The organism is Parapedobacter soli, assembly GCF_025460835.1.
In the GTDB taxonomy this organism is placed as follows: domain Bacteria; phylum Bacteroidota; class Bacteroidia; order Sphingobacteriales; family Sphingobacteriaceae; genus Parapedobacter; species Parapedobacter soli.
In genome coordinates, this window is sequence record NZ_JAMXAY010000031.1 from 1 (window position 1) to 24,654 (window position 24,654).

The following is a 24,654-nucleotide window of genomic DNA, read 5'->3' on the forward strand; positions in this document are numbered from 1 at the left end:
CTTCAAAAAAGAAATATTGGGCTTTTTAAGGGTTGACTATTTACTTATACATCACAGATACGGATGGCTTGTTCCAGTGACTCGAGTGGCTCCGAGCGTTTCGGGATAAACTCCTGGGCTACGTATCCCTTGAATCCAGTTTCGGCAATAGCGCGCATAATGGCAGGGTAATGGAGTTCTTGGGTCTCGTCTATTTCATTGCGTCCCGGTACGCCGCCGGTATGGTAATGGGCTATGTATGGGTGGTATTTGCGGATGGTGGCGATGACGTCGCCTTCCATGATCTGCATGTGGTAGATGTCGTAGAGTAGCTTGAACCGATTGGATCCGACGGCATCGCACAGTGCGGCGCCCCATTCGGTATGGTCGCACTGGTAGTCGGGGTGGTCTACCTTGCTGTTAAGCAGTTCCATCACAAGCGTTACCCCATACTTTTCGGCAGTGCCCATGAGGCGTTTCAGTCCGTCGGCACAGTGACGGATGCCCTGCTCGTCGTCTAGCCCCCGTCGGTTGCCCGAGAAACAGATAAGCTGGTCGTAACCTGCCTCGGCCACCTGTGGGATGACGGTTTCATAACTGGCTACCAATTCGTCATGCAGTGCGGGGTCGTTGAACCCCTCCTCAATCCCCTTGCCTGCACCATGGGGCATCGCCGCGTGCAGTCCATATTGTTTCAGTATGGGCCATTCTTTGGGTCCCACGAGGTCGATACCGGTGATTCCTATTTCCTTGGCTGCTGCGCAGAGCTCCGCCAGCGGGATGCCGGGATAGCACCAGCGGCAAACGGAATGGTTAATGCGTCCTTTCAACTGCGGAAATTTTTTTTCAGCTGCGGCTGCACGTTGGAACAGATCGGTCGCTATCACGGCGGTGGTAGTGGCAGCCATGGCTTTCAAGGCACTTCTTCTGGAGAAAAGTTGCGGAGAGGGTTTCATAATGGGTAAATATCTAGGGTCGTGTCATTTACTATCGGCGTAAACCTACGGAAAATCAGGCAAACAACAAGGCGCCGGATCCCACTGTTTATGCATGCTTATAAAAAAAGTAAAAAAAGTTTGCATAGTGTGAGAAATACACTATCTTTGTGCCATCATAATTTAGGTTTATAATTGGTTAGTAAAGGTCTCCATTCTCCCCGTTTGGAGATCTTTTTTTTGGGGTCTCGTTCCGCTGCACGGATGTTTTTCGTTACATACCGCTGATCAGTTCGCCGACAAATTCACTAACCTTTCCGTATAGCGTATCGATANTTTTTGGGGTCTCGTTCCGCTGCACGGATGTTTTTCGTTACATACCGCTGATCAGTTCGCCGACAAATTCACTAACCTTTCCGTATAGCGTATCGATACGGCATGGAACAGGGGGAAGGCGGTTTCTTCCATCCATTCGTCCTCCGCTACGCTGTAATCTTCGTAACCGAAAAACAGCTTGCTTTCGTCGATCAATCGAGTTATCAGTGTTCATTTAGAGTGTTTTCCATTTCTGTCAGCAGCTTTTGGAGCCGTTGGCGTACCGTACAGCTATTCCACGCCTTCGATTTCGTAGCGGAATCCGGGCACGGGTTTGCGGCCCTGCTGCGACCAGATCCGCTACCGCAGGAAGACCTCCGTGCCTGCTACTTCTGGAAATGGGCCAAAAAGCCCTAACGGCTGTACAACTGCTCCCTAACTGCTGCCAGACTGCTGCGGGTGGCTTGGCTGCCCGCCTGCTTTTGCCGTGCTGTCCGGCTGCTGTACACAGCAGCATGGCAGCAGGAAGACCGCAGTTTGGTACGCTGCAGGTGCGTCCGTGATCCACAGCGTTCGGGGAACATTCGGGGAACAGGTGACAGCCGTGTCAACAAAAGCTGACCAAGTCGCGATTGTTTACCAACATGAACACGACAAATTCTTTTTTCAGCTTCGATTTCGTTATCTTCACCTCGGAAAATACGAGTTATGCCTGCCGTTCCACCGTTAAAAATCCTCAAAGCATCCGCCGGGTCTGGCAAGACCTTCAGCCTCACGGCACAGTACCTTACGCTTCTGTTTGCCGATGAGCATAAGTACCGCGAGATACTGGCCATCACCTTCACCAATAAAGCGACGGCCGAGATGAAAGGCCGGATATTGGGCGTGCTGGAAGCATTGGCCATGGGCGATGGCAACAAGGGCGATGCGGCCGATGGCTACCGCGAAATACTGCTGCAGGCCTACCCGCAATGGGATGCCGGTGCATTGCAGCAACGGGCGATTGCAGCTTACCGCAAGATTTTACACGACTACAGCCGCTTTGCCATCAGCACCATCGACGGGTTTACACAAAAGGTGATCCGTGGGTTTACGTTTGAGCTGGGTATCGATGCCGGATATAAACTGGAGATGAATATCCGCAAGGTGAAGGGCGACCTGGTGCTGCGGCTCAACCGGACGCTCGACGAACGGCCCGACCTGCTGCAATGGATCATGGACTATGCGCAGGCAAAAATCGATCGCGATGAAAACTGGAATTACCGATGGGCATTGAATGAACTGGCCGCTGAGATCTTTAAGGAAGACTTTCAGGATTTTGACAAGGCGGTGTCTGCTATCCCCGGGCAGGAGCTCTTCGTAAACCTTGATCGGTATTGCAAGGAAGTCATTAAGCAGTTTGAAGAGGCATTTGAGCAATTGCTGAAAACCGCAGCCGGCGCATTCGCAGCATCTGGTGTGGATGTGACGGATCTACTGGGGAAATCACGGAACTACCTGGGTAAACTCGACCGTTTTTCGGCAGAAGACCCCGCCGATGCGGTCAAAAAGCTTGAGAAATATATCCATAATCCCGCCGAGTGGCAAAAAGGGGGGGTAAATGGCAACATGGCTGCACTGTACGACGTACTGAATCCCTTACTGGAACAAATACACGTGCTGTATGCTGAGCAATCGCCCGACTATTACCTCGCCAAAGCGATGGACGAAAACCTATACTACTTACGGCTGCTCAAAGAGATGAGCGTACTGCTGGCCGAATGGCGGCACGACAATGCGGCACAACTCATCAGCGACGCGCAGATCTTATTGAGCAATATCGGTACAGACCAGGCGGGCGACCCCACGTTTATCTGGGAGAAAATAGGCAACCGGTTCCGCCATTTCCTTTTCGATGAGTTTCAGGATACCTCAAAAAGGCAATGGGATAACCTGCGGCCGCTGCTCATCAACGCCATGGGGAATGCTACGGGTAAACGGCATGAGCACCTCATCGTGGGTGATGTGAAGCAGAGCATATACCGCTGGCGCAATGGCGACTGGCGTATCCTGCTGGACCGGGCGGAGCAGCAGATCGGCAAGGCTTTCAACACGGCAGATACGTCTCCGCTCATCGAGCATGCGGCGCTGGAAATCAACTACCGCAGCCATGAACATATCGTGGCTTTCAATAACCTGGTGTTTGCACACGCGCCGCAGTGGTTGCAGCAGCGGCTGAACGACCGCGTTTTAAGGGAGCTTGGCGAGGCGGAATATGAGCACTGGTGGCAGCCGTCGGGCAGCCACGACATGCTCATCCGCGCCTATGCCGACAGCCGCCAGCAACTGCCCGCATCCGCACGGCGAGGCGGTACGGTACACGTGGAGTTTATCGATGTGGAGAATAACAACCACCGCGCCAGTGCAGTTAAAGACGAGGCGCTGGCCCGGCTGGCCGATACGCTCATCGGGTGGCTGTCGTCGGGTACATACCGCCCCAATCAGGTCGGCATACTTGTGCGTACCAACAATGAGGCGCGCGAGATCATCCAGTACCTGCTGGATAAGCAACGGGAATCGGGAACGGCATTTGACGTGGTCTCGGGCGATGCACTGGCTCTGGTAAACCACCCTGCCATCCGGCTGCTGGTCGACACGCTGCGTGCACTCGCAGGCAAGCTTCCCGATACCGCGCTGTACCTGGCCAACTGCATTTATCTGCATAACCAGCTGGCAGGCCGCGCGGCAGCGGTAGCAGCCCACGATTGGATACAGGTGGGTAAGTGCCACCCCGTCCAGCTGGGTGGCATGCTGCCCGAGCTGCTTTGCAATAACTGGGATATGTGGGCCCAACTGCCCCTCGCCGAACTCGTGGAATCGCTGATTGTGGCGTATGGGCTCCAAACCAATGAAGAAAGCTTGCCGTACCTCTTGGCCTTCCGCGATCTTGTGGCCGCCTTCACCGCCAACGGCGAACGTGGTATCCCGGCATTCCTCACGTATTGGGAGGAAGAAGGCATCGACCGCGCGTTGCCTGCCGCAGGCGAGACGGCTGCCGTTGAGGTCCTAACAATCCACAAATCAAAAGGATTGGCATTTGACGTGGTGATGATCCCGTTCTGCAGCTGGCCTATCGACGGGCGCATCAACGGTAACTTCTGGGTGAACACCGAAGACACTCCCTATGCGCTCTTGAGCAAAACCCCTGTGAAATACAAGGGCGACCTCGGCAAGTCGAGGCTTTACCAAGCGTATTTCGAAGAGATGCTGCTCAACTATATGGATGCGCTCAATACACTCTACGTGGCCACCACCCGCACGCGCAAGCACCTGTACATTACGGCACCGGGCAAGAAGGGCGATGGCGAAATCAGCGCCCTGCTGGCTAGCGACTTGCTCCTGGAAGTATTGCCCGGCATTGCGGGAGAGTTGGATGTCGAATTCAGCGACGGCATACGGCTGGGAACGGCCACGGAAACGGATACCCCGCGGGGGCAGGAGCCACCGCAGACAGGCTGGTCGTTCAGCCACTATCCGGCATCCACCCGTATGAAAGAGGAGTTGGCCCGTCCCGAAATACAAACGGAGCTTGATGTGGCACGGCTGGATGTGGCCAAACGCCAGGGCCAGCTGCTGCATAAGCTGATGGCAGAGACTGCGGCAACTGCCGAGCTGGAAGCATACGCGGATGTGCTGCAAGCCGAAGGGTGGCTCCGCAGCGAGGAGCGATCCGAGGTCCTGGCCCTTGCACAGGCTACCTGGAACCACCCGCAGCTCGCACAGTGGTTCAGCGGTGAATACGAGCACTGGAATGAGCGAGACGTCATTCTGCCCGATGGCCGCACACTGCGTCCCGATAAAATACTGGTACGCCCGGATGAGACCATTGTGCTAGACTTCAAGTTCACCCAGCATGAAAACAAGGCCCACCTTAAGCAGGTAGCAGACTATCAACGGGTTCTCCACGAAATGGGCATGCCGCATGTCAAGGGATATGTCTATTACGGCATGTTGGAGAAGTTGGTGGAAGTTTAATGACCGCCCCGGTTGATGACTTTTTACGATTGCAGCGATAGTGGGGTAGTATATCATGTAAACAGCATTTCAATGAATAAGCTACCCATACCATTGGCGATTGTACTGTTGCTATCGTCTGGCGCCTGCCAGCCATCCACCGATCGGAGTGAAAGCAAAAGCGGGCACAAAGAGGGGCAGGCGGAACAAACCTTTGAGGCGGGCCGGGATTATACGGAATTCACACGGGTAAAGGTGATGGACCGCCAGGGGTTTGCCACGCCTGTAGAGGCATTGAGCATATTGATCCCCAGAGGCTGGCAGGATGTAGGTGAGGTCATCTGGGTTGCTCCAGGACAGGCTTGTGCCGGCACTACCCTGTTTTTCAAAGCACACACCCCCGATGGAGCCTCCGGGTTCGAAATAATGCCCAACTATATCTGGTCATGGAGCGCCGACCCGCAGGTCAATGCGTTCAACCAACAGCATGGTAACGGCCAATTCTGCGGGGTGGGGCAACCGATGGACGCCGCCCAATTCGTTCAGCAGGTGTGGGCCCAGGAGCTGGGGAATCCGACTATTACGGCGATAAAAACTAATCCCGATGCCATTGCCACCATGGGCGAAAACGATGCTGAGCACCGGGCCGAGATGATGCGCTACGGCAGCGCCGGCGTGGAATTCAATCATTCGGCAGTCACCGCCATGGCCAAGTGGCCCGACGGGAAGTCGGGGATATTGTTCTGCAAGGTGACCAACGCCGCAAATTACATCCCCAATATTTATAATGGAACCACATCGGTATCTTATACAAGCTCGGCAACACGGATGGTTTACTTATTCCCCGAACCGGAAAAGGAGCATGCGGAGCAGATGATGACGGTAATCCTTACCAGCATACGCACCAACCCGGCGTGGAAAGAAGCCGCCGAGGGCTACTGGCGCGATATACGTGAGCAACGGCATGTGGAGCATGTGGGCCGGATACAGATGATGGACGAGCAAACCCGACGGATGGGTGAGCAGGCCATACAGCGGGGCAACCGGCGACTGGCAGAAATGGATAACCAGCTGCGTAGCTGGGAGGCCCGCCAGAGTGCAAACGATAAAATACACAATGACTTCATCAAGACGATACGGGAAGTGGAAAATTACCGGGATGTAGCCGGTAAAGTGGAGCTCAGCGCGGGATACGACCACGTGTGGAGCCGCAGTGACGGACAGACTTACATCATGACCAATAATCCGAATTTTAATCCGGCGGCCGTTTTCCAAGATCAAAATTGGCAGGAAATGGAGAAGGTTGATTGAAAAATTATAATCGTTTCGCTATGTTTGCTCGGAGAACGTTAAATCCCAGATTTCTTGTATGCCCCCGTTCCTCCGACAAGTTGCAGTTGATTTATTGTCCCGGTTTGGCGACGACCTGAAAGACGTGGCCGTGGTGCTGACCAACAAGCGCCCCATCGTTTTCCTGCGGAAGTACCTGGCGGATTTGGTGGGCAAACCGCTCTGGAGTCCTTCTTTTTTTACCATCCAGGAATTTTTACGGCAGTCGGCCGCTTCGCCCGAGGCCAGCCCTTTGGCCCAGTTCTTTATCTTGCACAGGGTGCACAATGCATTGCTCCGCGAAGAAGGGCGGCCGGAGGAAACGCCGGATGAATTCTACCCGTTGGCCGAAACCATCTTGAACGACTTCGAACAGCTGGACTACGACCTCGTGGCGCCCGGTGCGGTGTATGCCGAGCTGCGAGACATCGCCTTGCTCCAGCAGCGATTCCCCCACTTGTCGGCCGAGCAGCAACACTTCATGCGGCAGTTCTGGGAATCCTTTTCCGTAGGTAAGCAAACGGCAATCCAGCAGAAATTCCTCCAACTGTGGGGGCGCATGCCAACACTTTACCAACGCTTTAAGGCAGCATTGCAGGAGCAGAAGCTTACCACCACGGCCGGTAGCTACCGCAACCTGGCAGAAGGCCGTGCAGACCACCCGGATTTTATTGCGGCATATAAACGGGTAGCCTTCGTGGGGTTCAACGCCCTCAACCGCTGCGAGATAACGCTGTTTACCCAATGGCAGGAAGCCGGGAAAGCACTATTCTACTTTGACGCAGACAATTATTACCTCGACGACGACCTGCAAGAGGCCGGCCTTTTCCTCCGGAAAAATATTGGCCAGTATGGGTTGCGCAATGCGCTCGGCGAATTCCCCGATGTACTGGGTCCGAAAGCCGCTCGCATTGAGCTGGTAGCGACCTCAGGTAAGGTGGCGCAAGCCAAGCTGTTGTCGACCCTCTTGGAAAGGCGGCCGGACCACCGGGAGGCTCCCACAAGCACGGCCATCATCCTGGCCGATGAAAGCTTGTTGGTGCCAGTGTTGCACAGCCTGCCCGATGGTATCGACTTCAACGTGACAATGGGTTATCCATTAGCCCAATCCACACTATTTGGATACCTGGACGGATGGCTGGAAATCCAACAGCAGTTGGCCGCCAATGGGGAGCGTTCTGTTCACCACCTTGATGTGGAAGCCATACTGACCCATCCACTCAGCGGCATATCGGCAAAAGAGCGCGACAGGCTGCTGGGTGATATCAATGCCAATGAGTGGCTGGAGGTGCCTATCGGCGAGCTATCGTTGACATCGGGTGCTTATCCCGGATTTTTCACACCCCGCAAGGGTAACGTCGCCGTAATCCAGGGGCTGCATGCCTTGCTCGATGGCGTATTGGAACATCGGCAACATACCAAAGACCTCCGCCACATCGAGGCGGTGCTTATTCTCGCCATCAAAAAGGCACTCAACCTGTTGCAGGAAGGGCTGGACCATTATCCCGACCTGTCGATGCCTTTTCTTTGCTCACTGGTACGCAAGTCCCTCCAAGGAATATCGGCACCCATCGAGGGGGAGCCGTTGAAGGGGGTGCAGATCATGGGGCTACTGGAAAGCCGCTGCCTCGACTTTGAGGAGGTTTACCTGATCGGTGCGAATGAAGGGAAATTACCCGGCATTACCACGGCCCCCACCTTCATTCCCGATTCTATCCGGCGTGCCCATGGCCTCCCCGTACTGGAAAACCAGGATGCCCTGTCGGCCTACCTGTTTTATCGCCTGTTGCAATACCCCCGGCACGTTACCGTAGTATACAATGGTGTGGTAGACGATAGCAACAGCGGCGAAGTGAGCCGGTTTGTCCGCCAGTTGGCCTTCGAAAGCCGGTTTGAATTCCAGTATCGCCGCCAGCAGCAGCCCATCAAGACGATTGCGGCACCGCCTGCATTGAGCCTGCCCAAAACCGAAGCGGTATGGGATAAGCTGAGCAGTTACCTGGATGATACCGGACCGGATCGTCCGAAGCTGTCGGCGTCGGCGTTGACCACCTACCTGCAGTCGCCCATCTTGTTTTTCCTCAAATACGTGGCTGGTATAAAGGAGCCGCCCAGGCTGGCCGAGGAGTTTGAGATGAACCGGCTGGGTACGGTTGTACATGGTGTGATGCAGGAAGTGTATGAGCAGTTGGCGGCAGAAAACGACCCCATTACACCGCAGATCATCCGTCAGAAGATCAAGGTTCTGCCCCAGATCTGTTTGGCAGCATTGTCGAAAGAGCTGCACGGCGAAACCGGAAAGATACTGGTGCCCAACAGTATGCAGCGTATCCTTCTCCGGGTAGCCGAAGAGTATGCCGCCGTGTTCTTGCATTACGATGCCGAGCAGGTTGCCCCGCTACGCATTGTGGAACTGGAAAATGCACGTGACTATTCCACGGCATTCCCGATTACGGTACAGGGCGAGCCGCGGACGGTGGTGCTTTACGGCATTATCGACCGGGTGGACGAAGTAAACGGCAAAACCCGTATCGTGGACTATAAGACGGGGCGCGATGAGGTGAAATTCCATGGGCTCGACACCCTGTTTGCACCGGCATCGGCCAAAAGCAATAAGGCGATGATACAAACCCTGTTTTATACCTACGTGTATGAGCAGGTAACGGGCAAGCGCGGCGTAGAACCCAACCTGTATATCGCACGGAAGCTCCGCAACGAGGGACCGCTATTTTATATGGGTGGCCGTAGCGGGTATGTGGCCACCGGGGCCGAACTGGAAGACATCAAGATGAGGTTTATCGATTTCCTGCGGCAGACATTGGAAGAGCTGTTCGATCCGGATGTGCCCTTCAGGGATAATCCCGATGCCGTACGGTATCCAGGAGACCCCTACGCGGAGTTTATCGGCCAATACCAGGCCGACGACGGAACGTAACGAAAACGTGTGCGTAGATTGTGTGCCGTATTTATTGTGCGGCGTTTCATGTTTCCTACTTTAAATGCTATTTTAGCACCCCATGAGTAAACACCGTATACTTTCTTTTGGCGAGCTGATGTTGCGGCTGAGCTCGACCGGACCATCCTTTCTGGACAGGGACAGTACAGTAGCCGTTTTTCCGGCCGGGTCGGAGGCCAACGTTGTTGCGTCGCTTGCGCAATGGGGTGTGCCCTGCAGCTACCTGAGCCGGATGCCCGACAACGACCTGGCGGAGCAGGCACTATCTGTATTGAAAGGGCTCGGCGTGGATGTATCGCCGGTGCTGCTGGAAGGGGATAGGCTGGGCCTATACTTCCTGCTGTCGGCAAACGGGCTTACTAAAGGCGAAGTGGTGTATGACCGGAAATACTCGGCATTCAGCCAGATACAGCCGGGTACCATCGATTGGGGTCGGGTGCTTGAAGGCTATACGTGGTTCCATTGGAGTGCCCTCACACCGGCACTCAACGAATCGCTCGCAACGGTATGCGAAGAAGCCCTGGAAGCGGCACGTCGTAAAGGGCTGGTCGTGTCGGTTGACCTCAACTACCGCAATAAATTATGGAACTACGGTAAGCAGCCGATAGACGTGATGCCCGGGCTGCTACCCTATTGCGATGTGGTGATGGGCAACATCTGGGCAGCAAACAAGATGCTGGGAACGGCGGTGGATGAAACGCTGGACCGTGATACGCCCGCCGATACATACTTCGAGCAGGCCAAAGCATCGGCGCGCGACGTCTTCGAGCGGTTGCCGCAGTGCAAGCACCTGGCTTACACGTTCCGCTTCATGGACTCGCCTACCCACAACCTGCTGTATGGCACATACCATACGCGGAATGGTGACTTTATTTCCGAAATCCGGGAAACCAACGCAGTGGTAGACCGCATCGGAAGTGGTGATGCGTTCATGGCCGGGCTGATTTACGCCTTGGCAGCAGAAAAAGATGGACAAGGCATTGTGGATACAGCAACGGCAGCCGGATTCAAAAAGCTGTTTGTAAAAGGGGACTTCGGCAACGGGGATTTATAGGAATAGACAATAGATAATAGACAATAGCTATCAAAAATGAAAAATACACTTGACCATATATTGAAATACCCGGTATTGCCGGTCTATTATAACGATGATATCCAGACCTGCATCGAAGTGGTAAATGCCTGCTATGCGGGGGGCATCCGCGTGTTCGAATTTGTAAACCGCGGGGAACGTGCTTTGGGAAATTTTTCCCAGCTGCTGGCTTACCAACGTGAAAATTGGCCCGACCTGCTGCTGGGCATCGGTACAGTCAAAACCGCGGCGGTGGCAGCAGCTTACATCGAGACGGGCGCTGAGTTTATCGTTAGCCCTGTGGTGAAGCCGGAGATTGCTGAATTGACCCTTAAGCGTGGTATCCTTTGGGTACCGGGCTGCATGACACCTACGGAAATAAGCATCGCCGAAGATCTGGGGGCGCCGTTGGTGAAACTCTTCCCGGGCGACACGCTGGGTGCGGGGTTCCTCAAATCCATCAGGCCACTGTTCCCGGGCATGCGGTTTATGCCCACAGGTGGAGTAAACCCTACGGAAGAAAGCATCGCCGGTTGGTTTGATGCGGGCGTAAGTGCGGTAGGGCTCGGATCAAAACTGTTCGCGAAGCCCGACGGGGTTACGGGGTTCGATTGGCTCGCCGAACGCAGTAAATTGCTGATGGGCTGGGTGAACAGCTGATTATAACGAAATCCCTGTCAAAGGACGATACCTTACAATCATTTTCAAAATAAAACCCCATATTTGTTATCGAAAATTGATTTTTTAGCTATCTTCATCGCCTGTTTTGCAAGAAGCAGGGTGCCGATAGCAGGTTGACATTTTACCCATTAATGATGACAGTAGGTATTGCAGCAGATCATGCCGGTTTCGAACAGAAGGAACAGCTGATGGCTAAGTTGGCGGAAGCTGGCTATGATGTACGCGATTACGGTGCAAAAACGTATGACCCCGCAGATGATTATCCCGACATCATTGTGCCCCTGGCGCAGGCCGTGGCACGCAGGGAGGTAGCCCGTGGCATCGCCGTATGCGGCAGCGGTGTGGGCGTATCGGTAGCAGCCAATAAGATATTGGGGGTGCGTGCGGCCTTGATTACGGAGACTTATTCAGCCCGCCAGGGCGTGGAGCACGATGATATGAACCTGCTTTGCCTCGGCGGACGTGTAATCGGACCGATGTTGATCTGGGAGCTGGCAACCGCATTTTTGCAAGCGGAATACGATGGCGGTGAGCGCTTCGAACGCCGGCTGCAAAAGGTTATCGCTTTAGAAAAACAGCTCACGAAGCCGCACACCAGCCAAACGGATAACTAGTGAAAACAACGCGAATTTAAATCAGCATGAAGTCAAATAAAAAATTGTCCCCCACGATTATTGTCATCTTCGGTGGCACGGGAGACCTTACCAAAAGAAAATTAATACCCGCATTTTATAACCTGTATATCGATGGGTGGATGCCCGAGAAGTTTGCTATCATCGGTCTTGGGCGGACCAAGCTCGACGACAACAACTACCGGGAGCACCTGCATGACGGATTGGTGCAATTTTCGAGGAAAGGCAAACCGGATGAAAAGCTATGGGAGCAATTCAAAGCCACCGTCTCATACTTCGAGTCGAATATCAATGATCCGGCGGCCTATGAAGGGCTCGCTGCTAAGCTCGATGCACTTGATAAGAAATGGGGAACACGGGCCAACCGGTTGTTTTACCTCTCCATAGCACCGCAGTTCATCGAGTCGGCCACGAAGAATATCAACAAATATAAGCTTGCCAATGTGCCCGAGTCTGACCGGATTGTGGTTGAAAAGCCATTCGGTTACAATAAGGAAACGGCGGTGGCGCTCAATGAACTGCTGGGACGGACATTCCAAGAGGAGCAGATTTACCGCATTGACCATTACCTCGGTAAGGAAACCGTGCAGAATATCCTCGCGTTCCGCTTTGCCAATGCATTGTTTGAGCCACTGTGGAACCGCAATTACATTGATTACATCCAGATTACGGTGGCTGAACAGGTGGGAGTGGAAGACCGCGGCAGTTATTTCGAGAACTCCGGGGCCCTGCGCGATATGATACAGAACCACCTCCTGCAGGTGCTGTGCATGGTGGCCATGGAGCCACCCATCTCATTCCAAGCGGAAGAGATACGGAACCGCAAGGTTGATGTAATGCGGGCCATCCGGCGGCTGAAGCCGGAAGAGGTACATAAGTATGCGGTGCGGGGACAATACGGACCCGGATGGATAGCCGGTAAGAAAGTGCCGGGCTACCGCGAGGAGAATGGCGTAGACCCTAATTCGAATGTCGAAACTTATGCGGCCGTGCAATTGTTTATAGACAACTGGCGGTGGCAGGGCGTACCGTTTTACCTACGCACAGGCAAGCGTATGCAAGAGAAAACGTCGTCCATCACCATCCAATTCCGTCCGGTGCCGCACTCCACATTTTCGTCGTCGCAAGCGGGTAACCTGATGCCCAACCGGCTGACCATCAATATCCAGCCCACGATGGATATCAGGCTACGGTTTACGGCCAAGAAACAAGGCTTGGAGATGAGCCTTAACCCCGCAGAGATGGTCTTCGATTACGACAGCTGCTCTACCCAGACGCCCGAGGCGTACGAGACGCTCTTGCTCGATGCCATGCGCGGGGATACGACATTGTATATGCGGTCTGACCAAGTGGAAGAGGCGTGGGACGTGATTACGCCGATACTGGAAACGTGGGAAAGCCGTGACTCGCTCGATTTCCCCAATTATTCGGCGGGTAGCTGGGGGCCGGAAAGTGCCGAAGCGCTGATTGCACGGCAGGGGCACATCTGGGCAATGAGTTTGCATAAATAATAGGTAGAAGTAGAATATAAAGTAGCGAGAAAACAACGATATAAAAAAGGAAGAGAGCAATGTTAAAGAAATTCAACGCCTTGGCACAGCTCAACGAAGAAGCTGCACAGCTGTTTGTCCAAACCGCACAAGAAGCAATTGAGAAAAACGGACGCTTTACCGTGGCACTTACCGGTGGCTCATCGCCCGTGGAACTGTATAAGTTGCTGACGAAGGCACCTTATCGCGATGCGGTGGATTGGGCGAAGGTATTCGTGTTCTGGGGCGACGAACGGTGGGTGCCGCTTACCGATGACCTGAGCAATGCGCGGATGGCATTTGAGACATTGCTGGACCACGTGCCGGTTCCGAAAGAACAGATCTTCCCGATGTGGGCTGATAATACCTCGCCCGCAGACTTTGCACGTACTTACGAACAGCTATTGCATGAGTACGTCCCTAGTGGCCATTTTGATTTGGTGCTCTTGGGTATGGGGGCCGATGGACATACCGCATCGTGGTTTCCAAAAACAGGCGTACTACACGAGTACGATAGGTGGGTGGCGGCATATTTCCTCGATGCCCAAGATATGTACCGCATTACGCTCACCGTACCGCTGATTAACCAGGCCGCCAAGGTGGCGGTGATTGCCTATGGGGCCAACAAAGCGGAAGCGCTGTATGAGGTACTGCGCGGTGAGCGCAACATCGAGCAATATCCGGCACAGTTGATTGATACAACGAAAGAGGGACGTGTGACGTGGTTTGTGGACGACGCTGCAGCGGCAAAGATTTAAACCACCGATTAGCTTTCCTTTAGTGTCGCCAGAAATGCGACCACATCCCGTATCTCGCGTTTGGATAAAATACCTTTCATATCCAACATGCTGGATGGTGAGAACGTCTTGTTTTTGATGCTGCCATGCGGGATGACCCGGTCGGGCTCTTGCCCTTTCCGTATTTTTACACCGCGTTCATCCTCCCCTTGGAAAATACCTGAAAGCTGCTCACCATCGTTCAGTTCGAGCATGACGATACCGTAACCCGGTGCGATGCGTTTACTGGGCTCGATAATCGATTCGAGCAATTGCTCCCGCGACAGGCGGTTGGCTACCCCGTTGAGTTGGGGGCCGGCGTTGCCACCCCGGTCGTCGAGCGCGTGGCATCGCATGCATTGTGCCTGCTGGTGCTGGAAGAAGACCCGCCTCCCCCGTCTAGCATCACCACCTTGGAGGCTGCTGGCATAAGAGGCCATGAGTTCGTCGGAAGAAAAATGCTGACTTGCGGCTTCATAACGTGCTGCCAGCGGCTCGGCATGGGTACTATCGATAGCTTCACCCAGCTCCAGATATACGTCGGGGCTGAGCCGCCCGGACTCCATATCGTCGAGCAGTTTGTTGAAGAGCGTAGCTGAATGCTCAAGGGGTATTTTGCCCAATGTGATGATAGCTGCTTGTTTTTCTTCGGTGGTTTTCGTGTCGATGACATTTGCCAGCAGGTCAACCATAACCGGTTTGGGGATGGCCATGTTTTCCAATAGATCGAGTGCGGCAACCCGTACCGATTTTTCGCGGTCGGCCAAGGAAAACTTGATCGCTTCTTCCTGCTGCGGTGCTCCAAGGGCTACCAGTGCCGACAGGCATTCCACCCGCATAGCAGGGTCCTTATCGCTTTTCAAGCAGGCCAATAGCGCCGGGGCAGCTTGTAGTATGCTGAGCTTATCGATTGCCTTGGCGGTAGTTAGCCGCACGATGGGTTCCCGGTCGGTGAGGAGCTCGATATAGGCGCTTGCTGTCTGGCTTTTGAGTAACTCCGCATCGCGCGTGATGACACCACGGTAGCGCCCATCTACGCGGTCTACTACAGACGGGCTGGCCCAGGTGCTCAAAGCAGCTAGTGCTTCGGCCCGCATGGGGCCGGGCTGGCCGTCGTCTTGGGCATATTGGAGGAGCTGCTGCAGGTTGTCTTCGCTACCCACGCGCAGGTTGGCATTGATGACGCGGCGTACGAGTGCTTCGTTCGAAAATAGCGTCTTGTTAAGGAGATCCGCCAAAGCGGGCAGTGCCCCTTCGATAGACAGGTCATCGTTGATGGCCCGGGCAGCTTCGGTGACAATAAATTCGTCGTCGTCATCGAGGAAGCGTGCGATACCGGGTTCACCCATCCGGCGCAATGCAACCACCGCCGCGATACGCAGCGCACGTGAGGGACTATCGACCAATGCGAGTACAGGCTCGGCATTGCCGATGCGGGCTAATGCCAACGTGCCGGCATGCCGTAGGTAGGCATCCTTATCGTCGTTGGCTTCCAGCATGGCGATGATGGGGGCCACGGCGTCGCCGTACTGGATGCGGCCGAGTGCCTCAGCCGCAAAAAAGCGGGGACGGCTCTGTGGGTCGTTCAACAGTGGGATAAGGGCGCTGCCCGCATCTTTGTACCGGATGTCGCCAAGCCACTTGGCTGCTTGTGCCCGTATTTCAGGGTCGGAGTCCTGGAGTAGCGGAACGAGTGTGGCGGCGTATTGCTGGTTTTGCCGCGCCAGCTGGCTGGTTCCCCAGATGGCATGTACCCGTGCCAATTGGTTGTCGGTTTGTGCAAGTGCTTCTTTGAAAATTTCAAGCCCCTTTGCGCCGCGCTTGGCCAGGGCAAATTGGGCCCTCTGCCGGATACGCATGTCTTCATGGCGGAGAAGACTACCCAATTCCGTGTCGTTTTTGCGGTGGAAATCTGCCGCCAAAAGGGCTTTGACCTCCGAGCGGATGGATTGGCTAGCACCATCGGTATCATCCATTTTCCAAATACGGCCATAGTCGTGGGTGCCCCACCCGTCAATCCAGTCGGCCACATACAAGGCCCCGTCGGGGCCGAAGTCGAGTCCTGTGGCCAAGATACCCCCGAGCACTTTTTTATGCTCACCCAGCTCGAATGTGGCGCCCTTTGGGTTTAGCTTGAAACTGTGCACACCCGAGCTCGCCGGGTTGCCGACAAATTCTGCGACGAAAAATGTCTGTTTGTACCGTGGGCCCAAGGCCGTGCCGGGATTATAGACCACGCCGGCAGGACCACTTACGAAATTGCTTATGCAGGGCGTGATGTATGCCGCTTGGCCTTCGAAACGAGGGAGGTACATCTTTTCGTCCATCCATACCTTATAGCTATTGTTATCGGGATCGCTGTATTTGCCGTATTGCCAGTTGCTTCTCCAGCCGGCATCGGAGCCATTGACAATGTATACCAGGCGCTCCTTTTCACCGGGGTGGTCGCCGTCGTTGTCTTCGCTGATGATGTTGCCGTACTCGTCGAACACAAACTGGTGGGTGTTACGGAGGCCATGGGCGAAGATTTCGAAATCGCTGCCATCGGGGTTGGAACGGGCGATGACACCTGAGTTGGGGTGCTCCCATTTGGTGCCGTCGGGCCCCTCACCATTGAAGCCGATGTCGCCGATTTGCCAGTAAAGGCGGCCATCGGGGCCCATCTTTACACCAGACATGCCATGGCCACTGAAACCGATGTGCACACCATAGCCGTGAGAAATGGACGTTTTTTTATCGGGAATCCCGTCGCCATCCGTATCTGTGAGCTTCCAAAGGTCAGGGGCTAACGCAAGGTACAGGTCGTCGCCATCAGCAAAAATACCACCTGCAACGTCGGTTATTTCCTCATGGAAGTCGTCAACGATTAGTTGGGAACGGTCGGCAACACCATCGCCGGATAGGTCTTCCACGCGGTACACTTTCTCTTTCTCGATAGTGAGGTCGCGCCAGTCGTGCGAGCCATCGCCGTTGAGGTCGGCGAGCCACGTGTTGCGTGCGCTGTTCTCGGGCGACAGCTCCTTGCGCAGGAATGCCCGTCGGTCTTCGACGGTTTGGAAACTGATAGACGGTATTTCCCAAGTGCGGTGGCCCCGGATATCAAATTCGGAATTCTTCTGCCTGTCTGTTGTGGTATAAAATAACCGCCCGTGATCATCGATATCGATAGCGATAGGCGAAATGACCAGTGAGTCGATACCCCAGAGTTTCAGCGTGAGACCGCTGTCCAGTTCTGCACTTACCTGGTTTTCGATAGTGGTAGCCAATTCGGCTGTCTTGGTGGGGTTCATTTCCTTCACCGGTAAATCGGCCTTTTTTTGCTGGCAACCCAATACGAGGGAGACAGCAGCTATCGCGATGATTGTTTTGTTCATTTATGTAGTCTTTCAGTGTGTTTGGTAACCCAGGTACTGTAATCGTAAATTCAACATTTATTGGGTTAGCCGCGCTAAATATAAGAAGTATTGTGAAGTTTTATGGTTAGAAATGGTTTTATCCATACGTTTCTATGCGAATTTTCGTTAATTCGTTTGCATATTAGCAATTATGGAATCCAGACGATCATTCTTAAAAAAAGCGGCATTATTGGCCGGAGCCTCAGCAGCAGTCAATACCCTGCCTCAGTCCATCCGGCAGGCACTTGCCATTGAGGCGCCTGCGGGAAGTACTTATCTTGATGCCGAGCACGTTGTGTTTCTCATGCAGGAGAACCGGTCGTTCGATCATTGTTTTGGCAGCTTACGGGGTGTGCGTGGCTTCAACGATCCGCGTGCAATCACCTTACCGGATGGACTGCCTGTATGGGCGCAGACCAATGCGAAGGGCGAAACGTATGCACCCTTCCGGTTGGATATAAAAAACACAAAAGCCACATGGATGGGCTCCCTGCCGCACGGCTGGAAAGATATGGTATATGCACGCAATGGCGGTAAAATGGATACCTGGCTGGAGGCAAAAAAAGCGGGTAATCCCGAATACCGGACCATGCCGCTCACTATGGGCTATTATGACCGGGAGGATATTCCTTTTTATTATGCTTTTGCAGATGCCTTTACGGTGTGTGACCAGCATTTCTGTTCATCGCTTACGGGGACGAGCCCCAATCGGTCCTATTTTTGGTCGGGCACGGTACGTGAGGAACCGCGTAACGGGGAGTCGGTGGCCCATGTGGAAAACGGACAGATGGTTTATAAAGATCTTGGCTGGAAAACATATCCAGAACGGCTGCAGGAGGCCGGTATTTCGTGGCGCGTTTACCAGAATGAGTTAAGCTTACCCGTTGGGTTTGAGGGGGAGGAAGAAGACTGGTTGGCTAACTTCACAAACAATAACCTCGAATTCCATAAGCAGTACCATGTTCGGTTCCACCCGGCACATCGGCATTACATGGAACGGCTGGCGGCGCAGCTCGAGGACGAAATAGCTGTAGGCGGGGATAGCGACGAGGTGCTGGAAAAGAAAAAAGAGCAGCTTGCGCAGTTGAAAGTGGACTTGGAAAAATATACCGCAGCGAATTTTGAAGCACTGCCGGAAGTGCTGCAGGAAATCCATCGACGCGCGTTGGCTACCAATACGGAAGATCCTGATTATCACCGTTTAGAAACAATACATTACACCGATGACGAAGGCGATAAACAGGTGCAGGTGCCAAAAGGGGATATTTTCTATCAGTTCAGGAAAGATGTGGCCAGTGGTAATCTGCCCACGGTATCGTGGCTGACAGCACCGTGTAACTTTTCGGACCATCCGGGGGCTCCTTGGTACGGGGCGTGGTATGTTTCCGAGACGTTGGATATTTTGACGAAAAATCCCGAGGTGTGGAAAAAGACCATCTTTATTTTGACGTATGATGAGAACGACGGCTATTTCGACCATGTACCGCCATTCGTGCCACCGCACCCCGATGGCCGAGACGGCAGGGTTGCGAGCGGGATAGATACGGCCGATGAATATGTGACGGTAGAACAGGAACGGGTGCGTTCGGGCAACCCCAAGTCGACGTTGGAAAGCCCTATCGGCCTCGGGTTCCGTGTCCCGATGGTGGTGGCATCGCCTTGGTCTAAAGGGGGATGGGTCAATTCGGAGGTGTTCGACCTGACGTCACCGCTACAATTTTTGGAACATTTCCTCGAGAAAAAGACAGGAAAGCGGGTCATAGAAACGAATATCAGTGAGTGGCGCCGACTGGTATGTGGCGATATAACTTCGGTATTCCGGCCCGCCGCGGGTGTGGAAGTACCAGCGGTTGGGGCCTTGGGCCGCAATGCCTATGTGGAGCGTATTTTTTCGGCAAAGTCGAAAGGACTCCCCGGCAACTATACCTTGGTGGATAAAGCCGATCCGCAGTGGCCGGAACAAGAGCCGGGTACTAAACCGGCCTGTGCGCTGCCGTATAACCCGGGGGTTGCAGGTCGGATGGATAATGATAGGAAGAACTTCGTTGTGCGGTTTGAAGCGGCGGGAGATATGTCGGCAACAAAGCCGGTGGGCATACCTTTCCGTGTACATGCGCTGGTTCCCTATTTGCCGGATAGCGCCCCGGGGCGGACGTGGAATTTTGCAGTCCGTGAGGGGGAGCCGCTCAGCTACCGCTGGCCGCTGGCTGGGTTTGCAGGAGAGGCCTACCATCTGCAGGTACACGGACCCAACGGGTTTTTCCGAGAATTCAAGGGCGGGGTGGACGACCCCGGTTTGCAGGTGGAAGTGGTGGCGGACCCCAAGACGGGTGGGGTAAACGTGGTTTGTACCACTGATAGCAACCTCAATGTGCTGATACGGGATGTTTCTTACCATGGAGGCATACACCGGCGAAGTGGAACTGCCGAACCATTACGGATCGATCTAACAAGTACCGGGGGATGGTATGATATTGCTGTTGAGGTGGAGGGATATCCGGGCTTTTACCAACGTTTTGCCGGCCATGTGGAGACAGGGAAGTCCAGTATAACTGACCCGCTGATGGGGAAGGTGCGGTCTTAAGATTCGAGAACTTGTTTCAGCACCACTGCTTGATTCATGTTTTCGTCTTTTGCGCCATATAGCAATGTAACGGTTTGTGTTTTCGCAAGACCCCGCAGTCGGTCGATATCCGTTGCTTTTGATGCGAGCTCCGTCCGGTACTTTGCTGCGAACGCTTCAAACCGCTCCGGCTGGTGGTTGAACCATTTCCGTAAAGCGGGCGAAGGAGCGATATCCTTGTCCCACTCATCGAGCTTGGCCTCATCCTTCCGCTGGCCCCTCGGCCATAACCGGTCTACCAATACCCGGTAACCGTCTTCGCCGGAAGGCAACTCGTATATACGTTTTATTTTGAACCCACCCATGGTTTACCAATTAGCTGTGTGCTATAATAATGGTTTGGCTGTATTGTTCCGGTAGTATTCTATTTTGTAAAGGAACATTTCGGCCATCCGGTCGCCTTGCCATTTCGCCCGCTCAGCTTTTTCACCGACGAAGTAATAGTCTACTGTTTCCACGAATAGTTTCATCCATCGGTCGAAATGGTCTTTTTTGACAGGCAATTCGGCATGGGGTACGAATGGGCTCCCGAAATAGGTATGATCTCCCAGCAATACGGTTTGCCAGAAGCGGTACATTTTATCCAAATGTTCCGGCCATCGATCTTGGATGACGTTGTTGAAAATATCTTTCAATAGGTCGTCCGCCCGCACTTTGTCATAAAAGCTGTCTACCAACAGTTTAACATCGTCCAGATCTGTTATGTCTTTTCTCTCTTCCATTTACAACATCTTTACTATGGCAATACTAGCCTCTGCCGTCTACATCTTTTTCAAAGATACGAAAGCTTCTTATTGAAGACAAATTTGTCTTTAATAAGGGTGGTTCCAGTTTTTCGCAAAAACCTTTACCTTTGCATTTTGTTAATTACTGAGAAGCCATGTAATAGTCCACCACACTACTGTGTTGATTTTTTATTTTTTCACTTTTATTTTTTGACTACATGGCAAAACCAGAAATTTTTGACACCGCTATACAACCCGAAACCGCCGTATTGGTAGGCATTATCCTGCCGCAGGATAGTGAGGAAAAAGAGCGGGAGTACCTGGAAGAACTGGCTTTTCTTGTCGATACCGCTGGCGGTATTGTGAAGGAGGTGTTTATCCAGAAGCTGAACCATCCGGATCGGGCAACCTTTGTGGGCTCGGGCAAACTGGATGAAATCAAGGCGTATGTAGAGGCAGAGGAAATCGATATCGTGGTGTTTGACGACGAGTTATCGCCATCACAACTGCGCAACATCGAGCGGGAGCTTAAGGTGAAGATTCTCGACCGAAGCAACCTCATTCTCGATATTTTTGCGCGCCGGGCCAAGACCGCCCAGGCAAAAACACAAGTGGAACTTGCCCAGCTGCAGTATCTGCTGCCGCGGCTGACCCGTATGTGGACGCACTTGGAGCGCCAGCGGGGCGGGATTGGGATGCGGGGGCCCGGTGAGAGCCAGATCGAGAGCGACCGCCGGATGATTCTTAACAAGATTGCCTTGTTGAAAGAGCGGTTGAAAGCTATCGACAAACAGGCCGAAACACAGCGCAAAAACCGGGGACAACTGATCCGAGTGGCATTGGTAGGGTATACGAATGTGGGTAAATCGACTATTATGAACCTCATTTCGAAATCGGATGTATTTGCAGAGAATAAGCTTTTCGCCACGCTGGATACAACGGTACGCAAGGTCGTGATTGAAAACCTGCCCTTCCTGCTGTCCGATACCGTGGGTTTCATCCGTAAACTCCCGCACCACCTGGTAGAGTGTTTCAAATCAACGCTCGACGAAGTGCGGGAAGCTGATGTGCTGCTGCATGTGGTGGATATTTCCCATCCCAGCTTTGAAGACCATATCCGTGCGGTGAATGAAACGCTCAAAGAATTGGGCGCATTGGATAAGCCGGTGATTACGGTATTCAACAAGATAGATGCCTACCGTGGTCATCAAGATGAACATGACCCGGGTACCGGGGAGGAGGGGGAAGTCCGCCCCGTAACATTGGCCGAATTCAAAAAGAGCTGGATGGCAAGGCATAATAGTCCGGCAGTGTTTATCTCTGCTACGGATAAGACCAACGTGGATGAATTCCGGAAACGTCTATATGAAACGGTGGTGGATATGCATACCAAACGATATCCGTATGATAACTTGCTATATTAGGGATAAGGATTAAAGAGGTGTGCGAGGGCCAATTGTATGAATAAAAACGTAATTTTCGAAGACTGGGGTTTGGTTGACTACCAAGAGGCCTGGGACAGGCAGGAAGCGCTGTTTGCCGGGGTGTTGGCGCAGAAGACCAGGAACAGACTCGAAGGCGCCTCGTTGCCTACCACCAACTACCTTGTTTTTACCGAGCATCCGCATGTTTATACATTGGGCAAAAGTGGTAAACCCGAGAATTTATTATTGGATGAACGTGGCCTGCAGGAGCGGCAGGCCACGTTTTATAAAATAAACCGGGGCGGTGACATCACCTACCACGGGCCGGGACAGATTGTGGGGTACCCGATATTGGACCTCGACAACTTCTTTACCGACATACACCTTTATCTTCGTACGTTGGAAGAGGCGGTAATCCGCACGTTAGCCGACTACGGTATCGGGGCGGAACGATACCCGGGCTATACGGGTGTATGGCTCGATGCCGATAACGATCGGGCGCGGAAGATATGCGCGTTGGGGGTACGGGCCAGCCGGTGGGTGACTATGCATGGCTTTGCATTCAATATAAATGCAGACTTGGATTACTTCGGCAATATCGTGCCCTGCGGTATAGACGATAAAGCTGTAACTTCCATGCAACGGGAATTGGGCCAGCCGCAGGATATCGAGGCCGTGAAAACGAAGTTAAAAGGCCACATTGCCGAATTGTTCGGGATGGTGCTTATCGGTTAATCGGTTTTTTAAACCGATTTCCGATGTCGACCGGGACAGGACGGTTAACTCGATCTTCAAAACCTTCTACCGGCACCACTTGCAAAGATCGTGCTGTACGCGACTTTATATTCATTGATTTAGAGGTAGATAGCTGTGCGCTGGGGTCGATTAAACTTATCGCCTTTGCCAAGAGGGGGTCGTCCATTGACCCAATCGGTGCCCACGGGATATAAGCCCGCTCGTCAATTTCATATTGAGGGTCGAGCCCATCGGGATAATCACCAAATCCTGCTTTATTGGCCAATTTGACCACAATCGGCTGGATGCCCCATTCGATCTGGCGTGGTTTTCGTTCGTCTACGATAGTAATCGACCCTTCATTTTTGCCCACAGTCGTTTCGCCGATATGGATTACATCGGCATCCGATAGAAATGGCCGAAGGTTGTTGATGACTAGTTCGCTGGCTGATGCCGAATAGTTCGTTGCGATAATATATACTTTAGGTAAGTTGAGATTAAGCGCCTCAATAGCATTTACAACCTGGTCGGCCGACTCGACATCTTCGGGGTCATCTGAACCACCACCGAAGAGACTGTAATAGGTATAGGTGTCCGTACCGTAGTTGCTGTTATATTTGTACTGGATGAAAGGCTCACTCTTGTTGAAGTTCGCTTGTATCAATCCCGACATAATTGCAGCAATCCAAATGCCACCGCCACCATTGTACCGCAGGTCGAGTACAAGGTCGCTCACGCCTTCTGTTTTGAATTTGTTGAATGCCTCTAACAACTCATTAGGCTGGTTATTCAGGAAACGGTTGTAGAAGAGGTAACCTACTTTTTTGCCGCCCGGTGTAGTAATCACCGTGTCCAGATGTATGGCTTGCTCTTGGAAACCTTCTACGGGGGTGAGCTCAATCACATCGTCACGTACAATCTGATTGTTTTCATTGATGTGGGCCATCTGGACGGTGAACGGTTCGATACCATAATATGCAGCCAGTACACTTTGGTAATTATTTATCGTCATCGCCTGTCCGTTGATTTCGGTGATGATGTCGCCACGTTCAATGCCTGCTTGATGGGCAGGTGACCCGCTTAGCGCATAGCGAACGGAGATGATTACGTCACCATCCTGATTTATCTCTAATAATCCAATGCCCAGTCCTACCGTTGTGGCGATACCCGAGAGCTCGTCTTCTAGGTCATCTGCGAGTTCAATCCATGAAAACCGGTCGTCTTTATTCAAGATGGTTTCGAAAAAATCTTCCGGACCAAGTTCAAAGTCGAGACTCCTATCGGAAGGGATAGACGTATTCCAATAGTAGATGTCGCGCATATTTTCGACCACCCACGTATTGATTGTTGCATTTTCCGAGGTGGTCGGCGGTTCTTGTGAATCTCCCTTGATTTCCTTTTTACAGGAGGTGGCGAGGGAAAAAAACAGGAAGAGCATTAGTACGGCGCTTACCTGCCGCTGCCATTTAGAGGAGATTGTGTGCATACCTAATCGTAAATTCAATCAAACATAGCTAAAATCTCAAAAAAAACAACGACCGCAGTAATTTTGTTT

The 24,654-nt window shown here is 53.0% G+C and carries 18 protein-coding genes; 12 read left to right on the plus strand and 6 right to left on the minus strand.

Going from position 1 to position 24,654, the window contains the following annotated elements; genetic code table 11:
• Positions 1-44 precede the first annotated feature (44 nt).
• Positions 45-935, minus strand: a complete 891-nt coding sequence (locus tag NGM62_RS13640; protein ID WP_262248736.1) for a hydroxypyruvate isomerase family protein — start codon at positions 933-935, stop codon at positions 45-47.
• 417 nt (positions 936-1,352) lie between these two features.
• On the opposite strand from NGM62_RS13640, the gene NGM62_RS13645 reads away from it, so the two are divergent.
• Entirely contained in the window at positions 1,353-1,646 is a 294-nt protein-coding gene (locus tag NGM62_RS13645; RefSeq protein WP_262248737.1) for a hypothetical protein, read from the plus strand.
• Here the strand turns inward: NGM62_RS13645 and NGM62_RS13650 are convergent.
• On the minus strand, positions 1,643-1,813 hold the full coding sequence (locus NGM62_RS13650; protein ID WP_262248739.1) for a hypothetical protein: 171 nt from the start codon (positions 1,811-1,813) through the stop codon (positions 1,643-1,645). The genes NGM62_RS13645 and NGM62_RS13650 overlap by 4 nt on opposite strands.
• Before the next feature lie 124 nt (positions 1,814-1,937).
• Here NGM62_RS13650 and NGM62_RS13655 point away from each other — a divergent pair, with 124 nt between their 5' ends.
• The 8 genes from NGM62_RS13655 to pgl all read left to right on the plus strand — a co-directional run bounded on the left by NGM62_RS13655 (position 1,938) and on the right by pgl (position 14,179).
• On the plus strand, positions 1,938-5,243 hold the full coding sequence (locus NGM62_RS13655; protein WP_262248740.1) for a UvrD-helicase domain-containing protein: 3,306 nt from the start codon (positions 1,938-1,940) through the stop codon (positions 5,241-5,243).
• A gap of 72 nt (positions 5,244-5,315) precedes the next feature.
• Entirely contained in the window at positions 5,316-6,533 is a 1,218-nt protein-coding gene (locus NGM62_RS13660) for a hypothetical protein (RefSeq protein ID WP_262248742.1), read from the plus strand.
• Between the two features lie 58 nt (positions 6,534-6,591).
• Positions 6,592-9,486, plus strand: a complete 2,895-nt coding sequence (locus NGM62_RS13665) for a PD-(D/E)XK nuclease family protein (protein WP_262248744.1) — start codon at positions 6,592-6,594, stop codon at positions 9,484-9,486.
• An 82-nt stretch (positions 9,487-9,568) separates the two neighbouring features.
• Positions 9,569-10,561 (plus strand): sugar kinase, encoded by a 993-nt coding sequence (locus NGM62_RS13670; RefSeq protein WP_262248746.1) that lies wholly within the window; start codon positions 9,569-9,571, stop codon positions 10,559-10,561.
• 36 nt (positions 10,562-10,597) lie between these two features.
• Complete coding sequence (locus tag NGM62_RS13675) at positions 10,598-11,239, plus strand: bifunctional 4-hydroxy-2-oxoglutarate aldolase/2-dehydro-3-deoxy-phosphogluconate aldolase (protein ID WP_262248747.1); 642 nt, start codon at positions 10,598-10,600, stop codon at positions 11,237-11,239.
• A gap of 152 nt (positions 11,240-11,391) precedes the next feature.
• Positions 11,392-11,874 (plus strand): RpiB/LacA/LacB family sugar-phosphate isomerase, encoded by a 483-nt coding sequence (locus tag NGM62_RS13680; protein ID WP_262248749.1) that lies wholly within the window; start codon positions 11,392-11,394, stop codon positions 11,872-11,874.
• A gap of 26 nt (positions 11,875-11,900) precedes the next feature.
• Positions 11,901-13,403: a glucose-6-phosphate dehydrogenase gene (gene zwf, locus NGM62_RS13685; protein ID WP_262248750.1), complete on the plus strand. Its 1,503-nt coding sequence runs from the start codon at positions 11,901-11,903 to the stop codon at positions 13,401-13,403.
• A gap of 59 nt (positions 13,404-13,462) precedes the next feature.
• A complete protein-coding gene (pgl, locus tag NGM62_RS13690; RefSeq protein ID WP_262248752.1) occupies positions 13,463-14,179 on the plus strand; it encodes a 6-phosphogluconolactonase in 717 nt (238 codons plus the stop codon).
• An 8-nt stretch (positions 14,180-14,187) separates the two neighbouring features.
• On the opposite strand, the gene NGM62_RS13695 is transcribed toward pgl, so the two are convergent.
• A complete protein-coding gene (locus NGM62_RS13695) occupies positions 14,188-17,571 on the minus strand; it encodes a HEAT repeat domain-containing protein (RefSeq protein WP_262248753.1) in 3,384 nt (1,127 codons plus the stop codon).
• Between the two features lie 172 nt (positions 17,572-17,743).
• Here NGM62_RS13695 and NGM62_RS13700 point away from each other — a divergent pair, with 172 nt between their 5' ends.
• Positions 17,744-20,176: a phosphocholine-specific phospholipase C gene (locus NGM62_RS13700; protein ID WP_262248755.1), complete on the plus strand. Its 2,433-nt coding sequence runs from the start codon at positions 17,744-17,746 to the stop codon at positions 20,174-20,176.
• Here the strand turns inward: NGM62_RS13700 and NGM62_RS13705 are convergent.
• A complete protein-coding gene (locus tag NGM62_RS13705) occupies positions 20,173-20,520 on the minus strand; it encodes a DUF488 domain-containing protein (protein ID WP_262248756.1) in 348 nt (115 codons plus the stop codon). The genes NGM62_RS13700 and NGM62_RS13705 overlap by 4 nt on opposite strands.
• Before the next feature lie 21 nt (positions 20,521-20,541).
• Positions 20,542-20,937, minus strand: a complete 396-nt coding sequence (locus NGM62_RS13710; protein ID WP_262248758.1) for a group III truncated hemoglobin — start codon at positions 20,935-20,937, stop codon at positions 20,542-20,544.
• Between the two features lie 221 nt (positions 20,938-21,158).
• On the opposite strand from NGM62_RS13710, the gene hflX reads away from it, so the two are divergent.
• Both hflX and lipB read left to right on the plus strand, forming a co-directional pair.
• Positions 21,159-22,364 (plus strand): GTPase HflX, encoded by a 1,206-nt coding sequence (hflX, locus tag NGM62_RS13715; protein ID WP_262248760.1) that lies wholly within the window; start codon positions 21,159-21,161, stop codon positions 22,362-22,364.
• A gap of 36 nt (positions 22,365-22,400) precedes the next feature.
• Positions 22,401-23,099 (plus strand): lipoyl(octanoyl) transferase LipB, encoded by a 699-nt coding sequence (gene lipB, locus NGM62_RS13720; RefSeq protein ID WP_262248761.1) that lies wholly within the window; start codon positions 22,401-22,403, stop codon positions 23,097-23,099.
• Here the strand turns inward: lipB and NGM62_RS13725 are convergent.
• A complete protein-coding gene (locus tag NGM62_RS13725) occupies positions 23,089-24,585 on the minus strand; it encodes a S41 family peptidase (protein ID WP_262248763.1) in 1,497 nt (498 codons plus the stop codon). The two genes, lipB and NGM62_RS13725, sit on opposite strands and share 11 nt — an antisense overlap.
• Positions 24,586-24,654 lie beyond the last annotated feature (69 nt).